This is a genomic window from Kocuria oceani (genome assembly GCF_029524215.1).
Classification (GTDB): Bacteria; Actinomycetota; Actinomycetes; order Actinomycetales; family Micrococcaceae; genus Kocuria; species Kocuria oceani.
This window is the reverse complement of sequence record NZ_JARAMH010000005.1, coordinates 245237-256882: the sequence shown is the minus strand read 5'-3', so window position 1 is coordinate 256882 and position 11646 is coordinate 245237. Positions and strand designations below refer to the sequence as shown.

The following is an 11646-nucleotide window of genomic DNA, read 5'->3' as shown; positions in this document are numbered from 1 at the left end:
GAGTAGGACACCGCCGGACCACACCCAGGGTCGAGCCCCCGCACCACCCGGTGCGGGGGCTCCCCACACCCCCCCACACCCCAGGCCCCCACCAGCACCGGTGCGGGGCCTTTTCTCATGCCCCCACCGACCCACAGCACCGGCCGGCGAGGCCCCCGCGCCACCGACACCCCCCAGGCCCCCACCGGAACCGGTGCGGGGCCTTTCCCCATGCCCACACCGACCTGCAGCACCGGCCCCCGCGCCACCGACACCCCCCAGGCCCCCACCAGCACCGGTACGGGGCCTTTCCCCATGCCCGTCGTCGGCCTATCGTCGGAGAACGCGGATCCGACAGTCTCGAGGGGGAGCCATGCGGCGAAGTGTTCTGGCGGCGGCAGCGGTGCCGGCAGCCCTGCTCCTGGCGGGCTGCGGCGACGGGGGCGGAGACGTCGTCGTCGTGGAGAGCACGGCCGCCGCGGAGGCCGGCGCGGCCTCTCAGGCGGTCCTCCGGGACGCGGAGGGCACCGAGGTGGGCACCGTGCAGTTCTCGGAGGTCTCCGCCGGCACGGAGGTCGTGGCTGAGGTGGAGGGTCTCGACCCCGGGTTCTACGGCTTGCACGTGCACGGGACCGGGCTGTGCGAGCCGGACAGCTCCGCCCCGGGTGATCCGGGGACCACCGGGGACTTCCTGTCCGCGGGCGGGCACCTCGGCGGCGACGCCGCGGACCACCCGGACCACACCGGGGACCTTCCGAGCGTCTACGTCACCCAGGACGGTCTGGGCTTCCTCACGACCGTCACGGACCGTTTCCGGGTGGAGGACCTCGTGGCCGACGAGGACGGCAGCGCGGTGATGCTGCACTCCGGGCCCGACAACTTCGCCAACGTGCCGGAGCGCTACGCACCCGAGGGGCCCGACCGGACCACGCTGCGCACGGGCGACGCCGGCGCCCGACAGGCCTGCGGGGTGGTCGAGTGAGTGCGGCTCCTGTGACGTCAATACGCCCGTCCGGCGGGGGAGAAGTGGCTACGCTGGTAGGGCCGTAACCGCCGGTCCGTGGAAGGAGTTCCCCGCCGTGTCCGATGCCCGCTCGTCCGCCGCCCGGATCGACGACGTCACCCTGGCCTACACCGACCGGGGCGAGGGTCCCGTGCTGCTCCTGCTGCACGGACACGCCTACGACCGGAGCATGTGGGCGCGCCAGGTCGAGGTGTTCTCCGAGCTCGGCTGGCGGGTGGTCGCCCCGGACCTGCGCGGCTTCGGCGAGTCCGGGATCACGGAGGGGATCGTCTACACGGAGGAGTTCGCCGACGACGTCGCCGGCCTGCTCGACCAGCTCGGTGTTCCCGCCGCGGTGGTGGTCGGCTTCTCGATGTCCGGGCAGATCGCCATGGAGCTGGTCCGGCGGTATCCGGGACGAGTCCGCGGCCTCGTCGTCGTCGACACCGTGCCCGAGGCGGAGGACCGCGACGGCAGGCGGCGTCGGCACAGCACGGCCGACGCCATTCTGGCCGGCGGCATGGAGACCTACGGGCGCAGCGTGCTCGGCCGGATGGTCGCCGACGCGACGGTGGAGTCGTGCCCCGGGGTGGCGGCGGAGGTGCTCGCGATGCTCCGGAACGCGCCCGCCAAGGGGGCGGCCGCGGCGATGCGCGGGCGTGCCGAGCGCCAGGACCTCAGCGACGTGCTGCGCGGCGTCCGGATCCCGGTACTCGTCGTGGTGGGCGCGGACGACGTCTTCGACGGCGGGGCGGGCCGTCGGATGGCGGACCTGGCCCCGGACGCGGACCTCGTGGTCATCGACGGGGCCGGCCACACGCCTAACCTCGAGCAGCCCGCCGCGTTCGACGACGCCCTGCGCGCCTTCCTGCGGCGGTTCGCCGACTGAACGACCCGGCGGGAACCGTACGAGATCGCGACCCGGGTGGCGGGCCGCCGTGTTCTCGGAGAGTGAACCACTGTCGTTGTGCGCGATTACTCAGTATGCTGATGTAACACGAGTGCACGACGAAAGGAGCGGACATGAGTGAGACCAGCAACGGCGGTCCCGAGGACGCCCACCAGGAGTCGACGGATCAGCTCACCCTGCAGAACCCGGTGACCCGCTATCCCGTTCTCTCGCCGCCCGAGCAGGACCAGCCCGAGCCGGGCCTGGACGTGGAGCTCGAGCCGAAGACCGATCGCGGCGAGTTCTCCTACCGCGGCACCGGCCGGCTCGTGGGCCGGAAGGCCCTGATCACCGGTGCGGACTCCGGCATCGGAGCGGCGGTGGCCATCGCCTTCGCGAAGGAGGGTGCCGATGTCGCCCTGAACTACCTGCCCGACGAGGAGCCCGACGCGCAGGTCGTGAAGGGCATCATCGAGAAGGCCGGCCGCACGGCCGTCCTCCTGCCCGGCGACCTGACGGACAAGGCCTTCTGCGAGGCCCTCGTCGAGAACGCCGTGAACGGACTCGGCGGACTGGACGTCCTCGTCAACAACGCCGGCAAGCAGGTTGCCGTCGAGAGCCTCGAGGACCTGAGCGACGACCAGCTGACCGACACCTTCACGGTGAACATCCTGGCGATGTTCCGGATCACCAAGGCCGCGCTGCGGCATCTGCCCGCCGGGGCCTCGATCATCAACACGACGTCGATCCAGGCCTACCAGCCCTCGCCGGACCTGCTCGACTACGCCTCGACGAAGGCGGCGATCAACAACTTCACGAAGGGCCTCGGCCAGCAGCTGGCGCCCAAGGGGATCCGGGTCAATGCCGTGGCGCCCGGCCCGTTCTGGACGCCGCTGCAGGTCTCCGACGGGCAGCCGAAGGAGGCCCTCCCGGAGTTCGGGCAGTCGACCCCCCTCGGCCGCGCCGGCCAGCCGACCGAACTGGCCCCGGCCTACGTGTTCCTGGCCTCCCCCGAGTCCAGCTACGTGATCGGCGAGACGCTCAACGTCAACGGCGGCAGCCCGTCGCCGTGAGACCTGTTCTCCCGGGGCAGGTCGCGGCCGACGTCGCGCCACCCGGGGGAAGTGCTTGGCGAGACCGGGTCCACGACATACTCTGGGCACAGCTCGCATACTCAGCGAACTTATCAAGTGCTGTAGAAAGGCGGAATCATGACCACGAACCCCTATGACCCTTCGGCGAGCCACGCGGCCGACACCGGCACCACGTCCAAGAAGGACGTCGCGGCGGAGCAGGGCAAGGCCGAGGCGCAGCAGCTCAAGAACGAGGCGGCCGATTCCGGCCAGCGCGTCAAGGAGACGGCCAAGGACCAGGCCGTGGCCGTCAAGGAGGAGGCCACCCACCAGGCCCAGGACCTGATGGGTCAGCTCCGGAGCGAGCTCAAGGACCAGGTGAAGCCCCAGCAGGAACGCATCGCCTCCACCGTGCGCTCCGTCAGCGACGAGATCAACGCGCTCTCCCGGGGCGAGAAGCCCGAGTCCGACTACGTGACCGGTCTGCTGGGCAGCGTGTCCGGCCGGGTCGACTCCTTCGCCTCCTCCCTGGAGAACAAGGACGCCAAGGACCTGCTCGAGGACGTCCGGCGCTTCGCGGCCCGCCGTCCGGGCACCTTCCTGGCCGTGGCCGCCGGCATCGGCCTGCTCGCCGGCCGCACCACCCGCGGCGTGAAGGACAGCGACGAGGTCCCCACCGACCGCCAGGGCGCCAAGGAGTACTTCGGCGTCGGCGGGCAGCAGGGCGGTGGTTCCAACCAGGGCACCACGGGCGGCGTCGGGACCGGAGCCGTCTACGACCAGGCCTACGACCGGAACCTCACCGCCACCGAGACCTCGGGCTACACCCCGGGCGACCCCTACGCCTACCGCTCCGACGAGCAGGGCGAGGCCGCCCGCACCTACACCGACCGCGTGCCGGGCACCGTCTACCCCGACCAGGAGGGCGACCGTCGATGAGCCATCCCATTCCCCCTTCCGACGCCGAGAACAGGGCGGAGCACGAGTCGCTCGGCGAGATGTTCAAGTCGCTGAGCACCAACCTCTCCACCCTCATCCAGCAGGAGATCGCCCTCGCCAAGGCTGAGACGACCCAGGCCGTGCAGGAGGCCAAGCAGTCCGCCAAGGACACGGGCAAGGGCGCCGGCATGCTCGCCGGGGCCGGCGTGGCCGGTCACTTCGTCCTGCTGTTCCTGTCCATCGCCCTCATGTGGGGCCTGGGCAACCTGGTCGGCCTGACCTGGTCCGCCGTCATCGTGGCGGTCGTCTGGGCCGTCATCGCCGGCATCCTCGCAGCCCTGGGCAAGAAGAACCTCAACGAGGGCAAGCAGGAGATGGCGGAGGCCGCCCAGGACCCCCTGCCCCTGACCCGCGAGACCGTCACCGAGATCCCGGAGACAGTGAAGCCTTCCAAGAAGGAGACCCGATGAGCCAGCAGAACCCCGAACAGATCCGTGCCGACATCGAGGCCACGCGCGCTCGACTCGGCTCCGACGTCGACGCCGTCGCCGAGAAGGTGACCCCCGAGCGCGTCGTGGACCGCCAGAAGGACAAGGTCCGCGGCAAGATGCAGGGCGTGCGCGAGCGCGTCATGGGAGCCTCCGACGACGCCTCCGACCACGGCCGCCACCTCAAGGAGGGTGTGCAGGACCGTGCGGGCGATCTCCGGGACGGCGTGCAGGAGCGCGCCGGTGACCTGCGGGAGGGTGTGCAGCATGCCCCCGCCACCGCCAAGGCCAAGACCCGAGGCAACCCGCTGGCCGCCGGTCTGATCGCCCTCGGCGCGGGCTGGCTCGTCGGCTCCCTGCTGCCCTCCACGCAGAAGGAGCAGGAGCTCGTCGCCGGTGCGGCGGACCGGGTCCAGCCCCACGCCCAGCACGCGGTCGAGTCCGCCAAGGACGCGGCCCAGGAGGTGGCCCAGGACCTCAAGGAGCCGGCCAAGGACGCGGCGCGGTCCGTCAAGGAGACCGCCAGCTCCGGCGCGCAAGAGGTCAAGTCGCAGGGCCAGGACGAGGCGCAGCAGCTGAAGTCCTCCGCCCAGGGCTCGGCGCAGTCCGTCAAGGACGAGACCAAGAACGCCTGAGGCGTGACCGGCCGCAGCGCGGCCGGTGTGGTGCCCCGGCACCACGACGAGGGCCCCGGATCGCTGATCCGGGGCCCTCGTCGTGGTCGGCAGACCCGTCAGCGGGCCCGGGCGATCTGGCTCATCAGACCGGGGTAGTAGCCCGACAGGTACCCCTGCTCGGTCGGGTGCAGGTTGTGGGAGCTCCCGGGGTCGACGAGGATCCACGGGTCCTCCGACCCGACCCCGTGGCCGCGGAAGCGGTCGGTGACGTCCACGAAGACGGCGCCCTCGGCCTCGACCCGCGCGGCGAGGGCGGCGTTGAGCTCGTCCGTCCAGGCGTTGAGCTGGGCGGCGCGCTCCGCGGAGACGAGCGCGCTGTCCTGCCGCTCGTCGAGGAGGTGCGGATAGCCCAGCACGACCACGCGTCCGTCCGTCTCCTCGTCGATCGCGTCCACGGTGGCGGCCGCGGAGGCCGCCGCGGCGGCGATCAGCCGCGGGGCCTGGGCGAGCATGACGTCGCACGCGACCGGCCCGGCGACCGCCTCGGCCGGAGCGCTGCAGGCCCGGATGAAGTCGCCCCAGTGGATGTCGTTGCCGCCCATGGTGAGCGTCACCAGCTCCGCCTCGGCGAGGGCGTCCGCCACGAGCGGCACGGAGACGATCCCCCGCACCTGCGTGGTGGTGAACCCCGCGCACGCCGCGTCCAGGGCCACGTCCACGCGCGGCCGGCTCGCCAGCTTGTCGATGTGGTCCTCCCCGGTGCCCTGGTAGCACCCGGGCAGGCCCTCGACCTCCTGCAGGCCGCCCGTGCCGAAGGCCGCGGAGTAGGAGTCGCCGAGATTGACGACGTCGACCGTGCGCGGGGACGCCGCGGCGGGAGAGGCGCCGACGCCGGCGAGGGCGAGGGCCGCGGCCAGGGTGCTGGCGGTGCGTCGGGCGGGGAGTGCGCGCATGCGGGGACCTTTCAAGGGGGAGTGGCACGGTGCCGGGCCCGGTCCTGAGGACCGGGCCGTTCCCTCAAGCTACCGTCGCGCGCCCGTGCCCGGCCGCTCGTCCGCAATGTGACGGGCGCTGCCGTCCCAGGCCTCCGCGAGGATCTCCAGTGAGCGCAGCACCTGCTCCCGGCCGGGAGAGGCGGGGGCGATCATCAGCTCGTCGGCGTCGGCCGCCCCGGCGAAGCCCTCGAGGTAGCTCCGCACCTCGGCGCCGGTGCCGGCCACGGACCAGTGGAGCATGTGCAGGATCTGCTGCCCGGCAGGGCTGTCCATCACCATGTCCAGCTCCGCCTCGCTCAGCGTGCGGTCACGGCCCACCATGGCCCGCACCCGCTCTCGCCGAGCGGTCTCCAGCTGCGCGGCGGCGTCGTCGGCGCTGTCCGAGGCGATGACGTTGACGGCCGCGATGACGTACGGCTCGGCGAGCTGCTCCGAGGGCTGGAACCGGGCCCGGTAGGCGGCCACCGCGTCCGTGAGGGCGTCCGGGGCGAAGTGCGAGGCGAAGGCGTAGGGCAGCCCGTACGCCGCGGCGAGCTGCGCGCCGAACAGGGAGGAGCCGAGGATCGTCAGCGGCACGTTCGTCCCGGCGCCGGGGACGGCGCTGACCCCCGGCACGAGGGAGCGGCCGCTCAGGTAGCCCTGGAGCTCGCGCACGTCCTGCGGGAACTGCTCGGCGGCGGAGGGGTCCCGGCGCATGGCCCGCACGGTGCGCAGGTCCGTGCCCGGCGCCCGGCCCAGGCCCAGGTCGATCCGTCCCGGGTGCAGCTCGGCGAGGGTGCCGAACTGCTCGGCGACGACCAGGGGGGAGTGGTTGGGGAGCATCACCCCGCCGGAGCCGAGGCGGATCGTGGACGTGTGCGCCGCGATGTGGGCGATCAGCACGGCCGGGGCCGAGGACGCGATCGTGGGCATGTTGTGGTGCTCCGAGTACCAGACGCGCCGGTAGCCCAGGCGCTCGGCGTGCTGGGCCAGGCGGACGGAGTCGGCGAAGCTCTCACCGACGGAGGCGCCCTGGCGGACGGTGGCGAAGTCGATGACGGACAGCGGCAGGGGCACAGCGGACCTTTCACAGGAATCGGGGAGGCCCTCCACGCTACTCCTGTCCGCAAGACGGCGCCGTGGCGGGGAGCACAGGCGGCCCAGGGCGGGCGGGCACCAGCCGCCGTGGCTGTCGGCGGCCCGGGCTACGCTCGGCACCATGACCGATCCCTCGACCCCCTTCGGGGTGCCGGAGCTCTTCGAGCTGCCGCGGGAGCGCGCCGAGATCGCGCCGGGAGCCGTGCACGTGCCGGGCTGGCTGGACCTCGCCCGGCAGCGGGAGCTGGTGCTGCGGTGCCGGGAGTGGGCCACCGGCCCGGTGCCCCTGCGCCACGCGGTCCTGCCCGGGGGCGGCCGGATGTCGGTGCGCTCGACCACGCTGGGCTGGGACTGGGCGCCCTACCGGTACCTGCGCACCGGCGAGCACAAGCGGGCCCCGGATATGCCGGGGTGGCTGGCGGAGCTGGGCCGCCGCGCCGTGGCGGAGGCCTGCGGCGAGGACAGCGCGGAGGCCCGGGACTACCGGCCGGACACGGCCCTGCTGAACTTCTACGACGCCACGGCCCGGATGGGCATGCACCAGGACAGGGACGAGTTCTCCGCCGCCCCGATCGTGTCCCTGTCCCTCGGGGACGCCTGCGTCTTCCGGTTCGGGAATCCGCAGACCCGCGCGGCCCCGTACCGGGACGTGGAGCTGCGCAGCGGCGACCTGTTCGTCTTCGGCGGCCCCTCCCGCTACGCGTTCCACGGGGTGCCGCGGATCCTTCCGGGCACGGCCGCCCCGGAGCTGGGCATGAAGGGAGGGCGGCTCAACCTCACCCTGCGGATGACGGGGCGTGCCGTCCCCGGACGGTGAGCGCCGTGCCACACTGACGGGATGGAGCTCCCCGACGCCGCACCGGCCCACCTGATCGACCCGGCGGCCGTGGACGAGGAGGACGCCGGCGCCTACCGGCTGCTCGCCGCGGACATCGCCTCCGGGGTCGCGGTCGTGGCCGCCCGGCACCGGCGGCGCGATGTCGCCGCGACCGTGACCGGCTTCCTCGACGTGTCCTACGACCCGCCCACCATGCTGGTGAGCCTGTTCGAGGAGGGCCGGATCTGCGACGCGGTGGAGTCGGCCGGGGCGTGGACCCTCTCCGTGCTGCGCCGGGACCAGGAGGGCGTGGCGAACTGGCTCGCGAGCCCGGGCAACCCCGTGGAGGGCCTGCTGGACCGGGTGCCCTTCCGCCGCGCTCCGGGCTCGGGGGCGGCGGTGCTGGACGGAGCCCTCGCGTGGTTCGAGCTCGCCACCGTGGCGGTGCACACCGCGGCGACGCACCGGCTCGTGGTGGGGGAGGTCACGGCGATGGGCCGGGGGGTGCGGGAGGCGCAGGCGGACGATCCGCTGGTGCACTTCGCCCGCGGCTATCGGGGGCTGACCCGGTGAGCACCGTGCTGCGGCACAGAATCGGGCATCGCGCAAGTCTATGACGTCAGAAGTCCTCGTTGCGTCACCGGCGGAATGCTTCGACGCCTGCTCCGGTTGAGGTCGTAGCGTGGACGGGTGGCGCCGTGTCCGGCGGCACCGTTCCCACCGCACCCCACGGAAGGATCCTCATGGCGGCCCAGCACCACGAACGCGGAACCGGCGGGGCGTCCGGCGGCTCCGCGCCGACCGGGGCGAGCCCGGCCTCGTCCGCGGAGGAGCCCCGGCTCAGCGCGGTCCCGCCCTCCGGGACGCCGGCCGAGCACGCGGCCGCGGTGGTCGCCGACCTGGAGGTGCCCGCCGACCACCTCCCGGACCTGGACCACGTGGGAGACGCGTTCAAGGCGGTGTTCGCAGACCATCCCGCGGGGGTCGCCATCATCACCGCCCGGGGTCCCGACGGACCCGTGGGGCTGACCGCGTCCTCGGTGTCCTCCGTGTCGGCCGTCCCGCCCATCCTCGGCTTCTCGCTGCAGGCCCGGCAGGGCTCGGCGGCGCTGCTGGCCGAGGCGGACTCCTTCCTGGTGCACCTGCTGGACGCGGAGAACCTGGGCCTCGCCCGGTCCTTCGCCGTCTCGGGGGCCCCGCGCTTCGGGCCGGACATGCCGTGGGAGTACCTGGCGACCGGGGAGCCGCGGCTGCTCGGCGTGGGCCGCGTCCTGCGCGCGGTCCCACTGGCCCGGATCAAGGCCGGCCCCGCCCTGGTGTTCAACGCCGCGGTGGTCGACGTCCTCGGGGACGAGGGCACGGGCGCCCCGCTCGTGTACCACCGCCGGCGCTTCCACGGGCTCAGCGACCGCTCCGCCCTCGACCCCCGGGACTGAGCCGGGGGCGCTCAGCCCCCGCGTGCACCTCCGCACCGACAGGCTCCCCGGGCCGGAAAAGATCCTTCTAGGTTGTTGACACATCATCATGGGGTTCGTAGAGTAGTTGACGAAGCAACCACCTGCTCGATCCACATCCCGAGGAGAACACCATGTCCCAGCTCACCGCCCTCGTCCCCGGCTCCTGGACCTTCGACCCCGCCCACTCGGAGGTCGCCTTCACGGTCCGCCACGCCGGCATCTCGAAGGTCCGCGGCACCTTCGGCGAGGTCGACGCCCAGCTCCGGGTCGCCGACCCGGTCGAGGACTCGACGCTGACGGCCACCGTGCAGATGGCCTCCATCGACACGAAGAACGCCGACCGCGACGGCCACGTCCGCAGCGCCGACTTCTTCGACGTCGAGCAGCACCCCACGATGACCTTCCGCTCGACGGCCGTGGCCTTCGACGGCGAGGAGGGCACCATCACCGGCGAGCTGACCATCAAGGACGTCACCCGCACCGTGGAGCTCGCCACCGAGTTCAACGGCGTGGTCGTGGACGCCTTCGGCGTGACCCGGGCCGGCTTCTCCGCCGAGACCACCATCTCCCGCAAGGACTTCGGCATCACCTGGAACGCCGCCATGGAGGCCGGCGGGGTGCTCGTCTCCGACAAGGTGACGATCACCCTCGACGTGGCCTTCACGGCCCCGCAGGACGACCCCGAGGAGACCGTCGAGGGCCAGGACGCCATCACTGCCGACGCCTGACCCAGCAGCCGCGGGACCCCTGGGTCCGCACGACCGACGGCCGGCGGCCCGCACCCCCGAGGGTGCGGGCCGCCGGCCGTCGGTCGTCGCCGGTGCGCGTCAGATGAGCCGCTGCACCACGAACCAGACGGCCGGGACGGTGATCAGCAGCAGCAGCGCCCACCGGCGCAGCCGCACCTCGAACGTGGCGGGATTGATCCGCCCGCCGCGCCGGGGCCGGGACGCGGCGATCTCGTCCTCGAGCGGTCGCGGCGGCCGGTCGCGCGGCTCCTCCGGGTCGGTGCTGGAATGGGACACGTTTCCTCCGTGGTCGTCGGGATCCGCCCCCATTCTCTCAGCAGGCGCGGCGGACCGCGCACCGCCCGTCAGGCGGTCCGGGCCGCCGTCAGCGCCACTTCGTGGTCATGATCAGGCCGGCCATCATCAGGCCCAGGCCCACGGCGATGTTCCACGTCCCGATCCCCGGCACGGGGTAGGCGCCCTGGAAGAGGTAGTAGACGATCAGCCACAGCAGCCCGACGACGAGCAGCCCCAGCATGACGGCCTTGTACCAGGTGGGGGTGGGAGCGTGGCTCTCCGGGGAGCCGTGCCGGGAGCGCTCGGTCAGCTCCTGCGCCACCGCGGCGGCGGTCGCGTCCGGGTCGTAGGCGGTGGACCCTCCGGGCAGTCCCTCAGCCGCCAGCCGTGCGAGCTCCTCGTCGACCTGCGGGCCGGCGGCCGGTGCCGTCCGGCCGGACCCTCCCGGCCGGCGGGCGGGCTTCTTGCGGCGGTTCTTCGACTCGGGCACTGATCCTCCTGGTCACCAAGCGGGCCGCGTTCACGGCGGGGGGTCCAGTGGCCCAGTCTAGCCGTCCGGTGCGCACCCCACCGCGGGCGCGTAAGCTGGACGGGCGCACGTGCCGATCCGGCACCCCACTCCCAGGAGAACCCGTGACCGTCAAGATCCTCGTCGTGGACAACTACGACAGCTTCGTCTACACCCTGGTCGGCTACCTCGAGCAGCTCGGCGCCCGCACCACGGTGATCCGCAACGACGACCTGGACGAGGCCGCCGCGTGCGCCCTCGCGGGTGAGCACCACGGCGTCCTGCTCTCCCCGGGCCCCGGCGCACCCGCCGACGCCGGGGTGTGCACCCCCCTGATCCGCAATGCCGAGCGGACCGGGCAGCCGCTGCTGGGCGTCTGCCTCGGCCACCAGGCGCTCGCGGAGGCCTACGGCGGGACCGTCACCCACGCGGAGGAGCTCATGCACGGGAAGACGTCCCGCGTGGAGCACAACGGGTCGAGCGTCTTCGGCGGAGTGCCCAGCCCGTTCACCGCGACGCGCTACCACTCCCTCGCCGTGGTCGACCAGTCGGTCCCCGAGGTCCTGGAGGTCACGGCGCGCACCCCCAACGGGGTCATCATGGGCCTGCGGCACCGGAGCGCGCCGCTGCACGGACTGCAGTTCCACCCCGAGTCGGTCCTCACCGAGGGCGGCTACCAGATGCTCGGCAACTGGCTCGAGCTCGTGGGGCTCAAGGGCGCGGCGCGGGCGGCGGGCTCGCTGTCGCCGCTGATCTCCGTCTGAGCGCGGCCCGGGCCC

15 protein-coding genes are annotated in these 11646 nt (G+C 73.0%); 11 read left to right on the top strand and 4 right to left on the bottom strand.

Annotation, left to right across the window (positions count from 1 at the left end; all coding sequences use genetic code 11):
* Positions 1 to 352 precede the first annotated feature (352 nt).
* From PU704_RS08125 to PU704_RS08100, 6 genes are all read left to right on the top strand, one after another.
* On the top strand, positions 353 to 961 hold the full coding sequence (locus PU704_RS08125; protein WP_277550950.1) for a superoxide dismutase family protein: 609 nt from the start codon (positions 353 to 355) through the stop codon (positions 959 to 961).
* Positions 962 to 1058: 97 nt separating this feature from the next.
* On the top strand, positions 1059 to 1871 hold the full coding sequence (locus tag PU704_RS08120; RefSeq protein ID WP_277550949.1) for an alpha/beta fold hydrolase: 813 nt from the start codon (positions 1059 to 1061) through the stop codon (positions 1869 to 1871).
* 134 nt (positions 1872 to 2005) lie between these two features.
* Complete coding sequence (locus tag PU704_RS08115) at positions 2006 to 2944, top strand: SDR family oxidoreductase (RefSeq protein WP_047801441.1); 939 nt, start codon at positions 2006 to 2008, stop codon at positions 2942 to 2944.
* A gap of 138 nt (positions 2945 to 3082) precedes the next feature.
* The gene (locus tag PU704_RS08110; RefSeq protein ID WP_053004665.1) at positions 3083 to 3883 is read left to right on the top strand and encodes an ATP synthase subunit B family protein; all 801 of its coding nucleotides are present in this window, start codon (positions 3083 to 3085) and stop codon (positions 3881 to 3883) included.
* A complete protein-coding gene (locus PU704_RS08105; RefSeq protein ID WP_047801442.1) occupies positions 3880 to 4353 on the top strand; it encodes a phage holin family protein in 474 nt (157 codons plus the stop codon). The genes PU704_RS08110 and PU704_RS08105 overlap by 4 nt, the downstream gene beginning before the upstream one ends.
* On the top strand, positions 4350 to 5006 hold the full coding sequence (locus PU704_RS08100; RefSeq protein ID WP_047801443.1) for a DUF3618 domain-containing protein: 657 nt from the start codon (positions 4350 to 4352) through the stop codon (positions 5004 to 5006). The genes PU704_RS08105 and PU704_RS08100 overlap by 4 nt, the downstream gene beginning before the upstream one ends.
* 98 nt (positions 5007 to 5104) lie before the next feature.
* Here the strand turns inward: PU704_RS08100 and PU704_RS08095 are convergent, their stop codons facing one another.
* Together PU704_RS08095 and PU704_RS08090 are read right to left on the bottom strand one after the other, a co-directional pair.
* Positions 5105 to 5941 (bottom strand): GDSL-type esterase/lipase family protein, encoded by an 837-nt coding sequence (locus PU704_RS08095; protein WP_277550947.1) that lies wholly within the window; start codon positions 5939 to 5941, stop codon positions 5105 to 5107.
* A 69-nt stretch (positions 5942 to 6010) separates the two neighbouring features.
* Positions 6011 to 7039, bottom strand: coding sequence for an LLM class flavin-dependent oxidoreductase (locus PU704_RS08090; protein ID WP_277550946.1), 1029 nt, complete (start codon positions 7037 to 7039; stop codon positions 6011 to 6013).
* 142 nt (positions 7040 to 7181) lie between these two features.
* Between PU704_RS08090 and PU704_RS08085 the strand changes: the two genes are divergently transcribed.
* The 4 genes from PU704_RS08085 to PU704_RS08070 all read left to right on the top strand — a co-directional run bounded on the left by PU704_RS08085 (position 7182) and on the right by PU704_RS08070 (position 10062).
* Positions 7182 to 7877 (top strand): alpha-ketoglutarate-dependent dioxygenase AlkB family protein, encoded by a 696-nt coding sequence (locus PU704_RS08085; RefSeq protein ID WP_075872970.1) that lies wholly within the window; start codon positions 7182 to 7184, stop codon positions 7875 to 7877.
* A gap of 21 nt (positions 7878 to 7898) precedes the next feature.
* Positions 7899 to 8450 (top strand): flavin reductase family protein, encoded by a 552-nt coding sequence (locus PU704_RS08080; protein ID WP_047803365.1) that lies wholly within the window; start codon positions 7899 to 7901, stop codon positions 8448 to 8450.
* A 170-nt stretch (positions 8451 to 8620) separates the two neighbouring features.
* The gene (locus PU704_RS08075) at positions 8621 to 9313 is read left to right on the top strand and encodes a flavin reductase family protein (RefSeq protein WP_083665242.1); all 693 of its coding nucleotides are present in this window, start codon (positions 8621 to 8623) and stop codon (positions 9311 to 9313) included.
* Positions 9314 to 9465: 152 nt separating this feature from the next.
* The gene (locus PU704_RS08070) at positions 9466 to 10062 is read left to right on the top strand and encodes a YceI family protein (protein ID WP_075872972.1); all 597 of its coding nucleotides are present in this window, start codon (positions 9466 to 9468) and stop codon (positions 10060 to 10062) included.
* 99 nt (positions 10063 to 10161) lie between these two features.
* On the opposite strand, the gene PU704_RS08065 is transcribed toward PU704_RS08070, so the two are convergent.
* Complete coding sequence (locus PU704_RS08065) at positions 10162 to 10359, bottom strand: hypothetical protein (RefSeq protein ID WP_277550943.1); 198 nt, start codon at positions 10357 to 10359, stop codon at positions 10162 to 10164.
* Positions 10360 to 10447: 88 nt separating this feature from the next.
* Positions 10448 to 10849, bottom strand: coding sequence for a cell division protein CrgA (locus tag PU704_RS08060; RefSeq protein WP_186815662.1), 402 nt, complete (start codon positions 10847 to 10849; stop codon positions 10448 to 10450).
* Between the two features lie 143 nt (positions 10850 to 10992).
* On the opposite strand from PU704_RS08060, the gene PU704_RS08055 reads away from it, so the two are divergent.
* Positions 10993 to 11631: an anthranilate synthase component II gene (locus tag PU704_RS08055; RefSeq protein WP_047805179.1), complete on the top strand. Its 639-nt coding sequence runs from the start codon at positions 10993 to 10995 to the stop codon at positions 11629 to 11631.
* Positions 11632 to 11646: the final 15 nt, after the last annotated feature.